The organism is Pseudomonas sp. KH_021 (assembly GCF_057838865.1).
On the sequence record NZ_CM174477.1, the window covers coordinates 4,908,559 to 4,927,628 of the forward strand.

Annotated in this window: 17 protein-coding genes and 1 tRNA gene; 9 read left to right on the forward strand and 9 right to left on the reverse strand. The window is 59.0% G+C overall.

Annotation, left to right across the window (positions count from 1 at the left end; translation table 11 throughout):
- The first annotated feature begins 39 nt into the window (after positions 1-39).
- The 6 genes from AC3IX4_RS22635 (at position 40) to AC3IX4_RS22660 (ending at position 8,291) form a co-directional block, all read left to right on the forward strand.
- Positions 40-1,239, forward strand: a complete 1,200-nt coding sequence (locus AC3IX4_RS22635) for an ATP-grasp domain-containing protein (RefSeq protein WP_489257593.1) — start codon at positions 40-42, stop codon at positions 1,237-1,239.
- The gene (locus AC3IX4_RS22640) at positions 1,236-3,017 is read left to right on the forward strand and encodes an IucA/IucC family protein (protein WP_489257594.1); all 1,782 of its coding nucleotides are present in this window, start codon (positions 1,236-1,238) and stop codon (positions 3,015-3,017) included. The genes AC3IX4_RS22635 and AC3IX4_RS22640 overlap by 4 nt, the downstream gene beginning before the upstream one ends.
- Positions 3,002-4,144 carry an MFS transporter gene (locus tag AC3IX4_RS22645; protein WP_489257595.1) on the forward strand — a complete coding sequence of 381 codons (1,143 nt, stop codon included), beginning with the start codon at positions 3,002-3,004 and terminating at the stop codon, positions 4,142-4,144. The genes AC3IX4_RS22640 and AC3IX4_RS22645 overlap by 16 nt, the downstream gene beginning before the upstream one ends.
- Positions 4,141-5,913: an IucA/IucC family protein gene (locus AC3IX4_RS22650; protein WP_489257596.1), complete on the forward strand. Its 1,773-nt coding sequence runs from the start codon at positions 4,141-4,143 to the stop codon at positions 5,911-5,913. Before AC3IX4_RS22645 ends, AC3IX4_RS22650 begins: the two co-directional genes overlap by 4 nt.
- Entirely contained in the window at positions 5,910-7,094 is a 1,185-nt protein-coding gene (locus AC3IX4_RS22655) for a type III PLP-dependent enzyme (protein WP_489257597.1), read from the forward strand. The genes AC3IX4_RS22650 and AC3IX4_RS22655 overlap by 4 nt, the downstream gene beginning before the upstream one ends.
- Positions 7,095-7,295: 201 nt before the next feature.
- Positions 7,296-8,291 carry an Abi family protein gene (locus tag AC3IX4_RS22660; RefSeq protein ID WP_489257598.1) on the forward strand — a complete coding sequence of 332 codons (996 nt, stop codon included), beginning with the start codon at positions 7,296-7,298 and terminating at the stop codon, positions 8,289-8,291.
- A gap of 260 nt (positions 8,292-8,551) precedes the next feature.
- On the opposite strand, the gene AC3IX4_RS22665 is transcribed toward AC3IX4_RS22660, so the two are convergent.
- The 7 genes from AC3IX4_RS22665 to dapA all read right to left on the reverse strand — a co-directional run bounded on the left by AC3IX4_RS22665 (position 8,552) and on the right by dapA (position 14,594).
- A complete protein-coding gene (locus AC3IX4_RS22665; RefSeq protein WP_489257599.1) occupies positions 8,552-9,640 on the reverse strand; it encodes a type I restriction endonuclease in 1,089 nt (362 codons plus the stop codon).
- Positions 9,641-10,193: 553 nt separating this feature from the next.
- A complete protein-coding gene (locus tag AC3IX4_RS22670; protein WP_489257600.1) occupies positions 10,194-10,541 on the reverse strand; it encodes a hypothetical protein in 348 nt (115 codons plus the stop codon).
- 364 nt (positions 10,542-10,905) lie between these two features.
- Positions 10,906-10,995: transfer RNA gene (locus AC3IX4_RS22675), tRNA-Ser, on the reverse strand.
- 93 nt (positions 10,996-11,088) lie between these two features.
- Positions 11,089-11,799 (reverse strand): phosphoribosylaminoimidazolesuccinocarboxamide synthase, encoded by a 711-nt coding sequence (gene purC, locus AC3IX4_RS22680; RefSeq protein WP_166569334.1) that lies wholly within the window; start codon positions 11,797-11,799, stop codon positions 11,089-11,091.
- 28 nt (positions 11,800-11,827) lie between these two features.
- Complete coding sequence (locus AC3IX4_RS22685; RefSeq protein WP_489257601.1) at positions 11,828-12,586, reverse strand: MBL fold metallo-hydrolase; 759 nt, start codon at positions 12,584-12,586, stop codon at positions 11,828-11,830.
- Positions 12,587-13,699: an NlpB/DapX family lipoprotein gene (gene bamC, locus AC3IX4_RS22690; protein ID WP_489257602.1), complete on the reverse strand. Its 1,113-nt coding sequence runs from the start codon at positions 13,697-13,699 to the stop codon at positions 12,587-12,589.
- 13 nt (positions 13,700-13,712) lie between these two features.
- A complete protein-coding gene (gene dapA / locus AC3IX4_RS22695) occupies positions 13,713-14,594 on the reverse strand; it encodes a 4-hydroxy-tetrahydrodipicolinate synthase (protein WP_489257603.1) in 882 nt (293 codons plus the stop codon).
- A gap of 328 nt (positions 14,595-14,922) precedes the next feature.
- On the opposite strand from dapA, the gene AC3IX4_RS22700 reads away from it, so the two are divergent.
- Entirely contained in the window at positions 14,923-15,483 is a 561-nt protein-coding gene (locus AC3IX4_RS22700; protein ID WP_489257604.1) for a glycine cleavage system transcriptional repressor, read from the forward strand.
- An 11-nt stretch (positions 15,484-15,494) separates the two neighbouring features.
- Positions 15,495-15,965 carry a peroxiredoxin gene (locus AC3IX4_RS22705; protein ID WP_489257605.1) on the forward strand — a complete coding sequence of 157 codons (471 nt, stop codon included), beginning with the start codon at positions 15,495-15,497 and terminating at the stop codon, positions 15,963-15,965.
- Between the two features lie 132 nt (positions 15,966-16,097).
- On the opposite strand, the gene AC3IX4_RS22710 is transcribed toward AC3IX4_RS22705, so the two are convergent.
- Together AC3IX4_RS22710 and AC3IX4_RS22715 are read right to left on the reverse strand one after the other, a co-directional pair.
- Complete coding sequence (locus AC3IX4_RS22710) at positions 16,098-17,168, reverse strand: AI-2E family transporter (RefSeq protein ID WP_489257606.1); 1,071 nt, start codon at positions 17,166-17,168, stop codon at positions 16,098-16,100.
- A 31-nt stretch (positions 17,169-17,199) separates the two neighbouring features.
- The gene (locus AC3IX4_RS22715; RefSeq protein WP_489257607.1) at positions 17,200-17,439 is read right to left on the reverse strand and encodes a sulfurtransferase TusA family protein; all 240 of its coding nucleotides are present in this window, start codon (positions 17,437-17,439) and stop codon (positions 17,200-17,202) included.
- Between the two features lie 157 nt (positions 17,440-17,596).
- Between AC3IX4_RS22715 and AC3IX4_RS22720 the strand changes: the two genes are divergently transcribed.
- Entirely contained in the window at positions 17,597-19,027 is a 1,431-nt protein-coding gene (locus AC3IX4_RS22720; RefSeq protein WP_489257608.1) for a M48 family metallopeptidase, read from the forward strand.
- Positions 19,028-19,070 lie beyond the last annotated feature (43 nt).

Consider the following 19,070-nt stretch of genomic DNA (forward strand, 5'->3'; position numbering starts at 1 on the left):
TCCTTCGGGACGGGCAACTGCTGCCCCCAGGAAACTGCCATGCACCGTCCTTTCGTCATCCTTACTCACGTCGCCCACCCTGCAATTCTTGAGGGTTTCCTGCCTGCCGCGCACAAACGCGGGTTGCCGATCGTGGTCATCACCGATCACGCTCAGGAACACCGGCGCCTGCTCGCCACTTCAGAGATTTCGCCGCAGCAACTGCTGGTTATCGAGTGTGATGTGTTCAATCCGCTGGCAGTCATCGAGGCCCTCAACAGTCAAGGCCTGCGCCCTGGCGCCGTGTTCTCTAACAGCGATCACTTGCAGACCGCGACCGCCATCGTGGCCGAAGCATTCGAATGCCCGGGCAAGGACTGGCGGCTGTGCTATGCGGCGAAGAACAAGGCAGCCATGCGCGAGCGCATGCAACGCCTGGGTCTGCCTGGGCCTTGGTTCCAGGTACTCACCTCGAATGCCATGCTACCGACCGATGCACCCTGGCCGGTGGTCGCCAAGCCTCGTGAAGGCGTCGCCAGCCTGGACGTCCGGCTGTGTCACAACGCCGCCGAGCTGAGCGCTTACTGCGAGCAGTTCTGGCAGCAGCAACCGGACCGCGCCTTGTTGCTGGAGGCCTACATGGAAGGCCCATTGTTCACCCTCGAAACCCTGGGCGACGGGCGCACTCTGCAAGCCATCGGTGGCTTCGACGTCACCCTTTCACCCCCCCCGCATTTCGTAGAACTCGCCGCTCGCTGGAATGGACAACTCAGCCGCGCCCAGCGTAGCGCCGCGCTGGCTCAAGTGGCCGCGTTCGGGGTCAATTTTGGTGTCTGCCACAGCGAATTCATTCTGACCGCCCAAGGCCCGGTGCTGGTTGAGATCAACTATCGCAGCATCGGCGACGGGCGCGAGTTCCTGCTTGATCGCCTGCTGCCACAGGGTTGGTTCGATCGCATCATCGCCCTGCACTTGGGAGAAAGTCTGATCGAGGCGCAACCGGCGCAAGCCGAAGCCACCGTGCATTACCTGGTGGCCGATCGCTCCGGGCGCCTGGATCAGGCCAGCGACAGCTTCAACGTTGAGCGTGAGGGCCATTGGTGTGACTACCGTGCACTGCACCAAGCCGGTGACACCGTGACCATCAGCCACTCCAATAAAGACTATGTGGGCGTACTGCGACTGATCGCGCCGGATGACGCGAGCCTGCAAGCACAACTGAATTCGACCCTGAACGACCTGAAATGGGTGGTGGCATGAGCCTGCAACCAGAGGCCGCCGATCAGGCGTACATGACTCGACGCATCATCGATTGCTGCCTGCGCGAGGACATCCGTGGGATCGTCAGCAAAGGACAGATTGGCCCGCTGCCCGAAGCCCTGAGCCAATGTTTGCAGCATCAGCCCGACGCCAGTTGGCTGCGAATCGCCCATCTGGGCGCCGACGAACTATGGCTGCCGGTGGTCAAGGCGTATCCATTGCAGGACTGGATCGGCACCAGCGACGCCTGGATCAAGGTGTCCCCGCAAAACCACGCCGAAGTTCAACGCGGATACTCACTCTGGCTGAGCCACCTGGGCCACGGTCTGGACGAAGAAAGCCTGGCGCTGTTCGCGGCGTATTTGAAAGAAGCCGATTGCGCGACCGAACACCGGACCCTGTGCAATCAGGCGTATCACCAACAGGCAACCGCGCTGAGCAACGTGACGGACCTTGCGGACTGGTCGCAGCGGCTGCTGAAAATCGATCAGTTGGCGAGCTACCTGGATCACCCGTTCTATCCAACGGCCCGAGCTAAAAGCGGCTTCGATTCCGCTGCCCTCAAAGGCTATGCACCGGAGTTTGCACCGCGCTTCGAACTCAACTGGCTGGCGATCCCCAACACCGCCCTGACCTTGACCAGCCCGCAACCTGCGCACTGGCCAGACTTCGAGGAAGTCGGCCTGTCACCAACCTTGCAAAATAGCCATTCATTGTTGCCGGTACACCCGCTGACCTGGGGAGAACTTGAGCACTACGGCCTGCCTGAAGGCACGCTCAAGGCCCCACGTACCGCCATGCAGGTCGAGCCGACGCTGTCCGTGCGCACCGTGGTTTGCGTCGATCACCCTCAGTGGCACATTAAACTGCCGCTATTGGTCAGCACACTCGGTGCCCGCAATTTGCGCCTGATCAAACCCAGCACGTTGTACGACGGTCACTGGTTCCAGACCACTTTGCAGGCCTTGACCGAGCGCGATCCGGCGCTGGCGTCCCGTTATCTGCACGTCGATGAAAAACACGGGGGGCATGCCGCCGAGAGTCGCCACCTGTCCTACATCGTGCGCCGTTACCCGACGGGGCTGGAAAATATCACGCTGGTCCCGGTCGCCGCATTGGCAAGCCCGCTTGCCGATGGCCGCCTGTTCCTCGAACAACTGGCCGAGCGCTTCTATGCAGGCTCGCTGCAACAGTGGCTGGAAGATTATCTCGATGTGCTGTTGCAGGTTCATCTGCGACTGTGGCTGCGCTATGGCATCGCGCTGGAGGCCAACCAGCAGAACGCCGTTTTGATGTTCGAACCAGGGCTGCCATTGCGCCTGCTGATGAAGGACAACGACGCCGCTCGCCTGTGGCCTCAGCGCTTCGCCAACGCCTGCCCGGACCTCGCAGATCTGCCCGCCGCCTTGCAGGATGAGCGCATTCGCGTCGACAGCAGCCAGCCGTTGGCCGAGATGTTCTGCACCATCACCTTGCAGTTGAACATCGTTGCAATCCTGGAAGCGATTGCGACCGCAGGCCTGGCTCCTCGATCCAGCCTGTACGGCACGCTGCGCCAGCGCTTCACGAGCTGCCTGACACAACTCGAAGCAGAAGGCATCGACTGTCACGACGCGCGCCAATGGCTACTCGACAGCCCGAAACTGCCGGTGAAATACCTGCTCAGCGCTGGCAGCCTGTTCAGCAAGGCGCATTCCGGTGCCAGCGACATCAACAAGTTCTATGGCTACAGCGCGGCGAACTTCCTGCTGGAGGACGGCCCATGCAACGACGCCTGATCACCAGCGTCTTGCTGGGGCATTACCTGTCGGCCTTCACGGCGCTGGGTATCCCGCTGTACCTGCCGCGCATCCTCGCCGACCTCGCACCGGACACACCGGGCTGGGCCATCGGGGTGCTGTTCGTACTGCCGACACTCTGTACCGCGCTGGCAGCGCCGCTTTGGGGGCGCTGGGCCGATCGCAACGGTTGTCGCACCTCGTTGCTGCGCGCCCATGCCGGGCTGTTCGCAGGCTTTCTGTTGGCAGGCTTCAGCCCCAATCTGACGGTGTTCGTCCTGGCGTTGATCATCCAGGGCACCTTCGGCGGCGCGATGGCGGCGTCCAACGCCTACCTGTCGACCCAGTTCAAAGAGGGCGATCTGTCCCGCGCCCTGAACTGGACGCAGTACTCGGCACGCCTGGCGATGATCAGTGGCCCGATCCTGTTGGGGCTGCTGACCTCGCAAGGCTTGGGGCTGGACCTGTATCGCTATCTGGCCTGGTTACCGCTTTTGGCCTTCGTGCTGATCCTGCCGCTGCCCAACGACGCGCCTAAACATGCCTTGGCCAGCAAGAAAGCCGAGGCCTTGGGCGAACTGCCACAAGACATGCCACGGCTGCTGGCGGTGCAGTTTCTGTTCAGCTTCGCGATGGTCGTGACCTTTCCCTACTTCATGCCCTTTGGCGAGCAACTGGGCATTGGCAACGACGTCTTGATCGGCGTGCTCTACAGCCTGCCGCATCTGGTTTACCTGCTGGCCCTGCCCTGGGTCCAGAAGCATCAGGGCAACCTGCTGTTACCGGGGCTGGCGCTGCTGGCAATCTCTAACGCCCTGCAATTCTGGAGCGTACAGGCCGAGCCTTTGTTCGCGCTGCGCCTGCTCAGCGGCGCCGGCATGCTGCTCAGTTTTGTCGGGTTGCACCGTTGCCTGAGCCAACGCAGCCGCAAAGGCAGCGCCGGCCGCCTGTTCGGCTGGTTCGACTCCAGTGGCAAATGGGCCGGCACCGCTGCCGGTGTCACGGCCGGGCTGGTCAGCCAGACCTGCGGTATCGCCTCGCCCTTTCTTGTTGCGTGCCTGGCAGCCATGGCGGCCATGGTGCTCGCGCGCCCTCTATTGATGACCTCCCGGGAGATTCCGGCATGACACTCGCTAATACCGCATCGCTGAACACTGCATCCCTGCATGACCATGCCCTCGATGGTGAAGCCCAGCGCCATGCCATCGAATGCCTGCTCAATTGCTATTTGCGCGAATACGCATTGCCACGCAATGAAGCGGACCTGGACTATCAAGCCCAGGATCTGCCGATGAGCCTGCGCCAGGCCAATGGCCGTTGCATCAGCATTAGCCTACCCAGCGGCCGATTGGTCGTACGCACCGGCCGCACTAGCCTGCTGGGCCGTTGCCACTACACCAGCGCGCCTTATTTCAAAGGCAACAACCAGAGTTGGAAACCGTTGGAAGCCAACGAACTGGCGCGCTTGCTCTGCACACCGCTCAGTGGCGCCGACCGCGTTGGCGAGATGCTGCAACAGGTCGCCAACAGCCTGCACATCACCCGCACCTTTCTGCGTCATTCACGCCCAGCCAACGAAGCCGCCGACAGCTTGCTGGCGTCCGAGCAACATCAGCTGTGGGGCCACGCCCTGCACCCGACGCCGAAAAGTCGCGAGGGCATCTCTCATGACGATTTACTGGCCTGCTCGCCGGAAGTCGGGGCGAGTTTTCAACTGCACTGGTTCAAGGTCGATCCGACGCTGATTCGCCACCAAGGCGAAGACCCGCGCAGCACCTTGCAGCAACTGTCGGGGCGCGACGACGCCTACCCGTGCCACCCCTGGGAAGTGGCTCGCGTGCTGGCCGACCCGCTGGTGCAGCGTGCACAACAACAAGGCTTGATCGAATACCTCGGCCCCCTGGGCCAGGCCATGTACCCAACCTCGTCGGTGCGCACGCTCTACCATCCGCAGCTGGCTTATTTCTTGAAGTTCTCGATGCACGTGCGCCTGACCAACTGTGTGCGCAAGAACGCCTGGTATGAGCTGGACAGCGCCGTCGCCCTCACTCGCCTGCTCGGCCCGATCATGAACGAGCTTGCGACACAACAACCGGGCTTTATGTTGATGCCTGAGCCCAGCGCCACCAGCCTGGACCTCAGCGCCCTGGGGACGCTGGAGGAGGCCCGCGAAGTCACCGAATGCTTCGGTATCGTTTACCGGGAAAACCTCTCCCTCGCCGACCGCGAACAGTATCTGCCGCAAGTGGCCATGGCGCTGTTCACCTGGGATCAACAAAATCGCAGTGTCTGCCGCCAACAGGTACAGGTCTACGCCGACAACACCGGCTTGAGCATTGAGCAAGCCACCCTGAACTGGCTGGATGCCTACGCCAGCCAGATGCTCGGTGGCGTGCTGTATTGCCTGTTCCGCCAGGGCATCGTGCTGGAGCCGCATTTGCAGAATACGGTGATCGGCTTTGCTGAGGACGGGCTGCCCAGCCAGGTCTGGATTCGGGACCTGGAAGGCACCAAGCTGGTCCCTGAAGTCTGGCCCGCCGAGCGCCTGAGCGAACTGGATGAGCGTACCCGTAACTCGGTGTACTACAGCGCGCAAAAGGCCTGGCAACGAGTGGGCTACTGCGCACTGGTCAACAACCTTGGCGAAGCAATCTTCCATTTGGCCAATGGCAGCGCCTCGCTGGAAGACCAATTGTGGGCGCGCATCGGCAACCTGCTGCAGGTGCAATCCACGCGCCTTGGCCATCCGCCAGAACTGCGTGAGTTGTGCGCCGGAGCGCCCTTCCCCAGCAAGGAAAACTTTATGACCCGCCTGATGATGCGCGCCGACCGCGAGGCCGGCTACACCTCCCTGCCGAGCCCCCTGGCAATCATTGAAAAGAGGAAACGCGCATGAGCCTGCCTGCCTCCGTTACCCAACGCATCGAGCAACTCAAGACTGAGCACGACGCGCCCTTGTGCGCCTACGTCTACGACCTTCCCGCGCTTGAGCAGCACATCAAAGCGATGCGTCAGGTACTGCCCGAAAACTGCGAATTGTTCTACGCCGCCAAGGCCAACCCGGAAGCCCCGGTGCTGAAAACCCTGGCACCGTGGGTGGACGGTTTCGAGGCCGCCTCGGGCGGCGAACTGACGTGGCTACATGAGCAGTGCCCCGATCAGCCGCTGATCTTCGGTGGCCCCGGCAAGCTCGATCGCGAACTGGACATTGCCTTGCAGTACCGGATTTCGGCGTTTCACGTAGAGAGCGTGACCGAACTGCGCAGCCTGGCCCGCATCGCCCGCGAGCGCGGTGTGCGGGCTCCCGTGATGCTGCGGCTAAACCTGAAACTGGCCCAGGCACCGCAGAGCCGATTGGTCATGGGCGGCAAACCCACGCCGTTCGGCCTGGATGAAGAAGGCCTGGCAAGCGCCCTGCAATTGCTGCGCGAAGAGCCATCGCTGGAACTCAAGGGCCTGCACTTTCACCTGCTGTCGCACCAACTGGATGTCGACGCGCACCTTGAAATCATCCGCAGCTACTTCCTGACCTTCCGCCAACTGTGCGCCGACCACAACCTGCAACTGCCGGTATTGAATGTCGGTGGAGGCATGGGTATCAACTACCAGGACGCGGCCCAGTCGTTCGACTGGCCACGGTTTTGCCAGGGCCTGAAGGGATTGATCGACGAATACGACATGGGCGCAACCCGCGTCCGCTTCGAGATCGGCCGCTTCATCAGCGCTGCCTGCGGCTACTACGTCATGCAGGTCCTGGACATCAAAAAAAGCCACGGCGAGTTTTTTGCCATCGGCCGCGGCGGCACCCACCACTTCCGCACGCCTGCGGCGCAAGGTCATGACCATCCGTTTACGGTATTGCGGGGCACTCAGCCGGCACAGATCAGTGATCAGGCCGTTACGCTGGTGGGGCAGTTGTGTACGCCGAAAGATGTGCTGGCCAAGCAACAACCGGTGGCGCAGCTGGCGATGGGTGATTTGCTGGTGTTTACCCTTGCGGGGGCTTATGCCTGGAATATCTCGCACCAGAATTTTCTGATGCATGAGCCGCCGTTGAAGGTTTTTATTGGGGGGTGAATCCAGGCCTGACTGGACGGCTACAGCGTGCGCTGCCTGCGCCTGCCGCGCTTGAAGGAGGAACTGGGCCTGGCTCACGGCGATATTTTGCGTTGACATAGTGATGTTCATCGTCGACCATTGGTCCCAATCGCGCCCGATCCTCTGGTGCTGGCTAGTCCAGCATTATGTTTGGGCCTTCTTTTTTTTGAGACATGGACGTTGCAGCAGCTCTCCCCACCAAAACCATTCCAAAGCTACCCTGATCTGGTGGCGCTTCTGGTTGCGCGGGGAATGGCAGTCGCCGACCCACAGCGAGCGGAACGGAAAATTTCGCAGATTGGCTACTACCGGCTGAGTGGCTACTGGTTTCCTGCTCGTGAATTTGTGAGGGACACACAACTCAACGTTGCCTTCTGCCAGGTAACCCGCAAACCTCTGCGACAGAACCAGTTCATGGCAGGAGCGTCTTTTGACGATGCGGTCGCGCTCTATCTTTTTGACAAGAAGCTTCGGCAGCTCATGCTGGATGCTATCGAAAGGATTGAGATCCAAATCAGAACGGTAGTCGCCCATGAAGTCGGCTACCACAGTCCAATGGCGTACACCGACCCCCAGTTTATCCAGCCAAAGCAAACCAAAGACTGGACTGACAGCCGTGGTCGAAAGCGAAATACATGGTCAGAATGGCAGCTTCGTAAACAGGGTTTGGTCGATCGCAGTCAGGAAGACTGCATCGAGTGGCACAGGCGGGCACACAAAGCCATTCCCTTTTGGGTGGCAGTTGAAGCATGGGACTTCGGCACTCTGTCTAAGTACTATGAGATTCTCAAGGGTAACCACCAGAATCGTATCGCGGCCCGACTGGGGATCACAGATACGCGGGTGCTTACGCGCTGGCTCCGGGACATCAACACTCTTCGAAACAGATGTGCTCACCACACACGTATCTGGAATCAGGTTTCAGCTAACCCATTGCCAGTACTGAACAATGAGCCCTATTTCCAACAGCTCGCGCTCGATCACAATGCCCTTTCTCGAGTCTACGGACTGATCTCGGTGATCTGGTTTCTTGTGCAGCGACTAGGACCTAGCTCTCGCTGGATACACCAGGTTGCTGAGGCATTCGACTCGAAACCGACCTTCCCAGGCTGCCAGTTTTCAGCGTTGGGTCTTCCCACCGAGGTAGGATTCCCAAGAACGTTATTTGGAATCTGATCGTCCCTGACTTATGCCTTGCATCGGCCCAGCCCCCCCCTGGACGCGCAACACCTTCCTATGCGCCCTACACGTTGTAGCCGGCCTAATCGTCGGTCATGACAAGTTGCGGATATTTTCAGGTCAATCAGCGCTCGGGCATCCGCTGAAACTCGACCAATCACTCCGAGCCAGAACCAAACCCGACTACAAAAGAGCTCCCACTGCCCACCCATTTACTGGCAAGCGGGGAGCATCTCAGTGCGAACGGAGCGAGATAATCACTCGTAGTACGAGATAGCCCCTTTAAGCTGCTCTGCAAAACCATAGATATCATCTACGGAAGCTATGGGGTGTCGAGCCTCGTTCTTCTCGTGATCGAAAATACCGATGTACTTCTGACTTCGATTGAAGTGAAGCCGGCAAATTGGCTTACGATTGTTGTCGTCGAGAAGAATGCCGAAATAGCTTTGCGTATCCCGATGAACAATCCGCTTCGCATCAACCACCGCCCTGACAATAGCCTTTACGATATGAAAGCCTTCCAGCTCATCAAGCGTCGTTTGGACCAAATCCTCGCCAGACTCTTCAGCGGGAGCAGACTCACTTACCGGCTCGCTCTCAATGGAAGCTAGCGGATAGGACGGCTGAATCACACCATTCATTGCCGACTTCAGACGCTCATTTACCTGATCACCCAAGAATTGAGCGGATGCCTTACGCGTCAAAATAGCAAATTGATCCCGAACCTTTTGCGTGATGATTCCATCATAAACACGGGCAGCGAAGAATTTCACAAAGTCATCGCTGGGTTGAACAAACTGAGAAGCAATTTCCTTCTTGATCTGGCTAACGTACTTCAGCTCACCAGCAGCACTGATAATCGAATCAACATCAAATGCCGATTTGGTTAGCTTCTGGAGCTCAGGTAGCACGTGCTCATCAAGGTCCAGCAGGTCCAGCTCCAGAAACGGCTTCTCGTCCATCTTGTTCGGAGCATCTAGATCAGTGAAGAATTTGTAGACACGGCCGTTGGTCAGAATGGAGATACGAGCACTGGTTACATGAAAGTACCGAAAGAGCTGACTTGCATGATTGATGTGTAACGGTTCTCCGATCTTCTTGCACTCAATCAGAATCTGAACCTCACCATTCTTCATGATTGCATAGTCGATCTTTTCGCCTTTCTTTGTCCCGACATCGCAGACGTACTCCGGCGTCACCTCGGAGGGATCAAACACATCGTATCCAAGCACAGAGTTGATGAACGGCATGATGAAGGCTGTCTTGGTAGCCTCCTCGGTTTGGATCGCCCCACCCTGATGTTGGATTTTGGCGGACAACGCATTCAATCGCTCTAGAAATTCCATGTCACTTTCCTTGATCAGACACCGCATCCTAGTGGCACACCCCAATACTGGCAATTGCAAATCACAGTCCGCGTGATTCAGCTCACCAGCAGAGCACCCAATAGTCTGACGACAAGGATCGAGCTTCGTACGGGCATGCATGGAAGGAAGACTCGAACGGGCATCACAGGTTGCGTAACGGCACCCAGTTGTGCGGCAACAGCTCAGCAATCTCGCTCGCCCGCTGCATCAGGAAGGTCTGTTGGCCAGACGCCTACCCTAGCTTCACAGTTAGGCAGAGGCGGAATGCTTCTTTATGCGTTCGGCGAATCTAGGTAGCTCTGTAGCTGGATCAAATTTGGCTCCCTTGCGAAGTCCTTGGCCTGAGAAATGGTGGTATGCCAGAAATAGACTGCCTTTTAGCATTGAATGCTGTGCTTCGGGCGGTTGATAGCGATCAATATGGATACCCAATGACCTGGCAAATTCCTCAGCTCTAGAGCCATGACAGAAAACAGCTTTGGGTTTGATATGCGAGATGAGCGCCGTCAGAGTTTGGTGGGCGAGCCTCCACTCAGCTCTGGGGATTTCCTTCTGTTTCTGCACTGGATACCAACATGTGTTCGTAACCAGACAATTGAGCGGGCTGACCAATTCGATCAGTTTCATCGTCCAACGAGTTGATTTCGAGGTACCCCCCGCAGTGCTGAGCTTCATAGTGCTCCCAGAACAGAGCCGGAAAGAGGGTCAGCGAAGCCCAATACTCATCGAATGAGGAGAACTGCTCGCGAAGAGGCGTAGCCGGGTTCGTACCAATAATGATTAGATCAGCCGTAGACCAGTTTGGGTTCGGCGAGAATGGGCGGCGATAGGGGCCGCTCGGAGTATCGCACCATTGCTTTAGCTGTGCTTCAAAGTCCATGGTGGATTCACCTCCACACCCTGATCTTCCTCGCAGGAGCTGTTACAACGCTCTGAATTGAACAAGGATAGCTTGTTCAATATAGCCGGTTGGCTGAAGTCTTCTCACACGACGACACACGAGCCAAAGAAATTATTGGCACGCCGAGACAGGTGGCGGAGCTGTTTTCAAATTGCCACGCTGCATTGATTGGCGAGCTTACTGGCGGAGCTTGAGCCGCATCGATTGCCTGCTGATTGGAAGTCGAAGGTGAAGCGATGGATCGAGGGAGTGCAGCGAGGGCGATTTTAGTAGTACAACAGAGTAGTACAATCGAAAAACAAAAAGCCCCGTAATTCATTGAATTACGGGGCTTTTGTATGTATGGCGGAGAGATAGGGATTTGAACCCTAGGTACTGTCGCCAGTACAACGGATTTCGAATCCGTCCCGTTCGGCCACTCCGGCATCTCTCCAATGGCGCGCATGATACCAGCACTTTCGCAGAAGGCGAAGCCCCCAAGCGAAAAAAAATTGCGTGCTATCAGGCGCTTGCGTGAACTTGCCGCTTACAGCGGCACGCCCAGGCGTTTTGCGACTTCTTCGTAGGCTTCGATGACGTCGCCCAGACCCTGGCGGAAGCGGTCCTTGTCCATCTTCTTGCGGGTTTCTTTGTCCCACAGGCGGCAGCCGTCCGGGCTGAACTCGTCGCCCAGCACGATTTGGCCGTGGAATACGCCGAATTCCAGCTTGAAGTCCACCAGCAGCAGGCCAGCGTCATCGAACAGCTTGTTCAGCACGTCGTTGACCTTGAGCGACAGCTCTTTCATCTTGGCCAATTGCTCGGCGGTGCCCCAACCGAATGCCACGACGTGGGATTCGTTGATGAACGGATCGCCCTTGGCGTCGTCCTTCAGGAACAGTTCGAAGGTGTGCGGGTTGAGCTTCATGCCTTCTTCGACGCCCAGGCGCTTGACCAGGCTGCCGGCGGCGTAGTTACGAACCACGCATTCGACCGGAATCATGTCCAGCTTCTTGACCAGGCACTCATTGTCGCCCAGCAGTTTGTCGAATTGAGTCGGGATACCGGCCTCTTCGAGCTTCTGCATGATGAAGGCGTTGAACTTGTTGTTCACCATGCCCTTGCGGTCGAGTTGTTCGATACGCTTGCCGTCGAACGCCGAAGTGTCGTTGCGAAACAGCAGGATCAAGCGGTCTGCGTCGTCGGTCTTGTAAACCGACTTGGCTTTGCCGCGGTAGAGTTCTTCACGTTTTTCCATGATGGGCTCCGCTTGCTAAATAGATGGGCTAGGCGATTTCACGCCAGTCGAGCCCAGAATCTTGATCGGCCAATTGCAGCCAGCTCGGGTCGCACCCCAGGGTGTCGACAAATTGTTGCCGGGCCAGCTGCGGCAGGTTGTTCTTGCTACTGAGATGGGCCAGCACCAGGTGTTGCAGGTGCTGCCAGCCCAACTCGGCCACCAGGCCGGCCGCCTGGTGGTTGTTCAAATGCCCCATGGAGCCGCCCACCCGTTGCTTGAGAAAGCTTGGGTAGTGCCCCCTGGCCAATAAATCTCGACAGTGGTTGGCCTCAATCATCAAGGCGTCCACACCGTCATAGCAGTCCAGCAGGTTGCCATCGTATGAGCCCAGGTCCGTCAGTAGGCCAAAACGTCGGCGCCCATCACTGAACACATACTGGGTGGGCTCTTGCGCATCATGCTCGACAGCCACCGCTCTAATGCTCAGAGAACCGACTTGCAGGCTCTCGCCACCGGCCATGAACCCGGCCGCCTCGACCGGCTTGCGCATCCCGCGCTGGGTACCCCGGCTCATATAGACCGGTAAATTGTAGCGCCGCGACAGCAACTCGACCCCATGCACATGGTCGGCATGTTCGTGAGTCACTATCACGGCGCTCAATTGCGCCGGCGTCATGCCCAATCGGGCCAGCCGGCGCTCGGTTTCTCGCAGGGAAAATCCGCAGTCAACCAGTACGCAAGTATCGCTACTTGCGACCAGCGTGCCATTGCCCTTGCTTCCGCTTCCTAAATTCGCGAAGCGCACTTAACCCAGGTTATCCTGGATCAAGGTCAGTACGCGGCGAGCCACATCGGCCGGCGCCACAGTATTGATGTTTTTCTCGACCGTCACCTGCACGCTGTCACCGACCTTGCTCAGGCGGACCTGATAACGCTCGGCGCGAGCTTCACGCTCTTCCTTGGAAGGGGCGGTACCCAACAGCTTGCTGAAGAAGCCAGGCTCTTGATCATGCTTCTCGGCTTTTTCGGCCAAGTTGATGTAGTACAGGCCCAGGCTGCGGTTGATGTCTTCGATGCGCCATTCGCCCTGCTCCAAGGCGCGACCAACACTGGACCAGGCACGGTCAAGATCGGTGCCGACGCTCAGCACCGGGTTGCCGCTGCCGTCTTCTTCCAGTGTGACGCGGGTCGGGGCGTCGAAATCACGCGCAGCCAACAAGGATACCGAACCGCCCTTCTCGGCGCTGCGAGTCATGCTGGCCAGCAATTCGTCGGTCAGCGCCGCATCGATACCGCTGCCCGAACGGGCCGGGAAGTCGACTTCAGTGGTGCTGCCGGCAGGACGCTCGACGCTTACGACGTAGACTTCACTGGTATTGCGTTGAACGCCAGGCTCGATCCGCACGCGTACGCGGGCTTCGTTGTCGCTGCTGCTTGCACTGCTGGCCAGACGCTTGGCCATACTTGCAGACAATTCATCGAAACGCTGCCAGGTGGTGCTGAATTCGCCAGTTTGCGGGCGCTCTTCGGCAATCCGAAAACCGTTGTCTTCAAAGAATTGACGCGCCACCGGCCAGACTTCCGAGGGCGAATGCTGCGCCAGGACCCAACGCGACTCGCCGCTTTTTTGCAGGCTGTAGTCGGTCGCTTCGGCGGAAGCCTGCATCGGCAGCGGACGCGGCACCTCGTACTCGCCCTTGACGTTGCTGTCGGCAACGTTGCGAGGAATCGGCAACAGAGGGTCCAGACGCTTGCTGGTGGTGACATCAGGTGGCAACTGCATGGCAGCCGTAGGATGCGCCTCCAGGTAATCGCTGCCACGATCGCGGAAGTAGCCATCCTCGCCCCACAACCAGCCGCAGCCGCTGGTGCTCGAGATAACCAGGGCAAGGGCAGACAGGCCAGCCAATCGCTTCATGCGGTGTACTTCCTCAAATTTTCAGAATGCCGGAATCACGCAAGGCGTTCCGCACTGTTTCATGATATTTAGCGCTCAGCCAGGTCAGCGGCAGGCGGATGCCCTCCTGCATCAAGCCCATTTCGTACAGTGCCCACTTGACCGGAATCGGGTTGGCTTCAACGAACAGGTCTTTGTGCAGCGGCATGAGTTTTTCGTTGATGGCGCGCGCCGTGTCGGCATCGCCAGCGAGCGCGGCGTTGCACAGGTCGGCCATTTCACGCGGGGCGACGTTGGCGGTCACCGAGATATTGCCCTTGCCGCCCATCAGGATCAGTTCAACGGCAGTCGGGTCATCGCCGGACAGCACCAGGAAATCGGCCGGCACGCCGTCCAGGATTTGCTTGGCGCGCTCAAGGTTGCCGGTGGCTTCCTTGATGCCGATGATGTTTTTCACGGTCGACAGGCGGATAACGGTTTCGGCCAGCATGTCGCAAGCGGTGCGGCCAGGCACGTTGTAGAGGATCTGCGGAATGTCGACGGCTTCGGCGATGTGCTTGAAATGCTGGTACAGGCCTTCCTGGGTCGGCTTGTTGTAGTACGGGGTCACCAGCAGGCAGGCGTCAGCGCCGGCGTCCTTGGCGTCCTTGGTCAGGCGCACGGCCTCGCTCGTCGAGTTGGCACCGGTACCGGCGATGACCGGAATGCGCCCTGCGACTTTCTCGACCACATATTTGATGACTTCGAGATGTTCATCGACGTCGAGTGTCGCGGATTCGCCTGTGGTGCCTACCGCAACAATGGCATGGGTGCCGTTTTGCAGATGGAAATCCACGAGCTTGGCGAGGCTGTTCCAGTCGATATTACCCTGTGCATCCATGGGTGTGACCAGTGCCACCATACTGCCCGTAATCATGCAACCGCTCCTGCCGGAAAAAGAGAGCCGTAATGGTACTGGCGCTATCAGGCTTGCACAAGCGAAGTCCGGCGGCTGAGCATTCCCCTCGGCGACGCTTTTCGCTACCCTTCTGACTTTGATCGGTACGGACCGACCTGTTTGCTGACTTGCCGCGTCCCTTTTCGGTGCTATAACCCTCATTCCTGGGCCGTCGTTGCTCGCTGCGCCGTCTTTTTGCGCTTAGCAATGGTGATTGCCACAGGTTTCGCAGGCCCGCCGAGACACGCGCCAAATGGCAAAACCCGCCCTTGACCGTATCGACCGCTCATCGCTTTAGGAATGCTGCATGTCCACCCCCACCGTTCGCGAACAATTTCTCGTCATCAGCGCCCTGGGCCCAAACCCCATGGAACTGACCAATGTCCTGTCCCGCGCCAGCCACGACAACCGCTGTGCGGTCATCACCTCGCGCCTCACTCGCCATGGCGACTGCAGCGCGTTGGTGCTGCAGGTGTCGGGTAACTGGGATGCCCTGGCGCGACTGGAAACCGGGTTGCCGGGCCTTGCCAAGAAACACGGTTTCACCGTCAATGTGGTTCGCAGCGCAGCGCTGGACAACCGCCCACAGGCGCTGCCCTATGTGGCCTATGTCAGCGCTGCCTACCGCACTGACATCGTCAACGAGCTGTGCCAGTTCTTTATCAACCACAATGTTGAACTTGAGAACCTGACCTGCGACACCTACCAGGCCCCGCAAACCGGCGGCACCATGCTCAACGCCACCTTTACCGTGACCTTGCCGGCCGGCACTCAAATCAGTTGGCTGCGTGATCAGTTCCTGGATTTCGCCGACGCCCTCAACCTTGATGCGCTGATCGAACCTTGGCGCCCACAGAACCCCGCCTGAGGAGAGCAAGCATGGCAGTTGAACTCGACAAGGCAGTGGCAGACTTCCAGGCCCAGGCCACCAGCGACAAGACGGTCAGCCTTTCGGACCTCAAGGGTCGGCAGGTGGTGCTCTATTTCTACCCCAAGGACAGCACCCCTGGCTGCACCACCGAAGGCCAGGGTTTCCGTGACCAGTACCCGGCCTTCCAGGCCGCTGGCACCGAGATTTTTGGCGTGTCGCGCGACGGCCTCAAATCCCACGAGAACTTCAAGGCCAAGCAGGCCTTCCCGTTCGAACTGATCAGCGACAAGGACGAAGCGCTCTGCCAGCTGTTCGATGTCATCAAGCTCAAGAAGCTGTATGGCAAGGAATACATGGGCGTGGACCGCAGCACCTTCCTGATCGACAAGAACGGCGTGCTGCGCAAGGAATGGCGCGGGGTGAAGGTGCCCGGCCATGTCGACGCCGTACTGGCCGAGGCGCAAGCGCTCAACGCTTGATGCAACGCTAACAATGTGGGTGATGTGGGAGCTGTGGGAGCTGTGGGAGCTGTGGGAGCTGTGGGAGCTGTGGGAGCTGTGGGAGCTGGCTTGCCAGCTCCCACATTGTTAGAGCTACGCCAATAGCCTGGATTAAATCATCGGTGCTACTGTCGGCTCCTGCTTCGGCCAGGCATCAAGCACGGCCTTGAATAGCGTGGCCAGGGGGATCGCGAAGAACACCCCCCAGAAGCCCCACAGACCGCCAAACAACAACACCGCACAAATGATCGCCACCGGGTGCAGATTGACCGCCTCGGAGAACAGCAGCGGCACCAGCACGTTGCCATCCAGTGTCTGGATGATGCCGTAGACCGCCATCAAGTAGATGAACTGATCGCCCCAACCCCATTGGAACAAGGCAATCAAGGTGACTGGCACCGTCACCACCACGGCCCCCACATAAGGGACCACCACCGACAGGCCAACCAGCAGCGCCAGCAAGGCGGCGTAGTTCAGGCCCAGCACCACGAAGGCGATGTAGGTGGCGACACCACAGATAAAGATCTCGATGACCTTGCCACGAATGTAATTGGCGATCTGCCGATTCATGTCCTGGGCCACACGCGTCAGCAAGGCTCGCTCACGCGGCAAATAACCGAGCACCCACTGGCCGATCATGCTGCGGTCCTTCAGGAAGAAGAACACCAGGATCGGCACCAGCACCAGGTAGATCATGATATTGACCAGCAGCGGCAGGCTCGACAGCGAAAAGGTCAGCGCCCACTGGCCAAACTTGCCAATCTCGCCACGCATCACTTCGATGGCTTGCAACACCTGCTCATCGGACACCAAGTGTGGATAGCGCTCAGGCAACAGCAATAGCAGCGACTGCCACTTGCCCAGCATGCCCGGCAGCTCGTTGAACAAGGTGATCAACTGATGCCAGAGCAGCGGCACCAGCACCAGCAGAAACACCCCCAGGGCAGCCATGAACAAGGCGAAGACCACCCCGACAGCCACACCCGTCGGTACCCGCAAGCGCTCCAGGCCCACGACCAGGCCCTGCATGAGAAAGGCCAGTACCATCCCGGCCAGTACCGGCGCCAGCATCCCTCCCAGCGTCAATACTGCCGCGAAGGCAAGAAACAACAGGACCGCCAGTACCACTGCTTCTTCATCGGAAAAGTAGCGCTGGATCCAGTCGCGAAGCACTTTGAACATCAATCATCCTTAAAAACTGAAATCGCCGAGGTCAGGCTTTTTTCAACCAGTACGTGTAGACACCCAACTCCACGTCTTCGTGTAACAACGTATGGCCGGCCAAACGCGCAAAGCTGCGAAAATCGCGCTGCGATCCCGCATCGGTCGCCACCACTTTCAATACCGCCCCACTGGCCAGGCGATTGAGTTCCATTTTGGCCTTGAGCAGGGGCAGCGGGCAGTTCAGCCCGGTAGCGTCGAGTTCAGCGTCACACTCTACAACGAAGGTCATTGATTCACTCCAGGCTATTGCGCGATTGTCTCAGACAACGATACTCGACTTTCGATCCATATCGACAAGCCCGTCAGCATATCGCAAGCAGGCAGGTCTCTGGCCGCAGGACGGGTAGCCAGCTACAGTAGGTTCTTTGTCGACCCGAGCTTTGTGCATGACTTTATTGCGCCCTACCCTGCTGACGCTGGCCTGCCTGCTGGCTATTCCAAGCCACGCCGACGACCTGCCGTCACTCGGCGACGCCAGCTCTTCCATCGTTTCCCCGCAACAGGAGCATGACTTGGGCCGCGCCTGGCTCAGCCTGTTGCGCAGCCAGGTGGCCCAGCTGTCCGACCCCCAGCTCAAGGATTTTGTCGAAACCAGCGTCTACAAATTGGCGGAAACCAGCCAACTTCAAGACCGGCGCCTGGAATTCATCCTGATCAAGAGCCCGGAACTCAACGCCTTCGCCGCCCCGGGGGGGATCGTCGGGGTAAACGGCGGGCTTTTTCTCAATGCCCAGACCGAAGGGGAATACGCCTCGGTACTGGCGCACGAACTGGCGCACTTGTCACAACGCCATTTCGCCCGCGGGGTTGAAGCCCAGCAACGCATGCAGGTGCCGATGATGGCAGCCTTGTTGGTTGGCATCGTGGCAGCCGCAGCAGGTGCCGGTGACGCCGGCATCGCCGCCATTGCCGGCTCCCAGGCGGCTGCCATCCAGTCCCAGCGAACCTTTTCACGGCAGAACGAGCAAGAGGCCGACCGCATCGGCATCCAGAACCTGGAGAGAGCCGGGTATGACCCGCGCAACATGCCAACCATGTTCGAACGCTTGATGCGCCAGTACCGCTTCGATGCCAAGCCACCCGAATTCCTCCTGACGCACCCGGTGACCGAATCGCGGATTGCCGACACCCGTAACCGCGCCGAACAAGCCGCCAAGGGTGGCACTGAAGACAGCCTGCGCTATCAACTGATGCGCGCCCGCGTGCAACTGGCCTTTGAAGATACGCCCGGGCTTGCCGCCAAGCGTTTTCGCGCCTTGCTCGACGAGAACCCCAAGCTCGACGCCGCGCGCTACGGCCTGGCACTTGCCCAGATCAAGAGCGGCCAGCTCAACGAGGCCCGCGAAGGCCTGGCGCAGTTACTCGCCAAGACGCCGAATGATGTCACCTACAACCTGGCGCAAATCGACCTGGACCTGACCAACAATCGCCTGGCCGACGCCCAACAGCGTGTGGACAGGATGCTGACCCTGTATCCCAACAACTATCCGTTGAACCAGACCCGCGTCGACGTGCTGCTCAAGCAGAACAAGGCCGGCGAGGCAGAAAAGACATTGGATAAGCTGCTCAAGAGCCGCCCGGACGACCCGGACATCTGGTACATGGTCGCCGAAACCCGCGGGCTCTCCGGCAACATCATCGGCCTGCACCAGGCCCGCGCAGAGTACTTCGCCCTGGTGGGCGACTTCGACCAGGCCGTGCAACAGCTGGACCTGGCCAAGCGCAAGGCCAATAACCTGCCATTGCAATCACGTATCGATGCGCGTCAACGCGAGCTGCTGGACCAGCAACGGATGGTCAAGGAAATGATGCGCTGACAAACCCTGTAGGAGCAGAGCTTGCTCGCGATGGCATCACCGC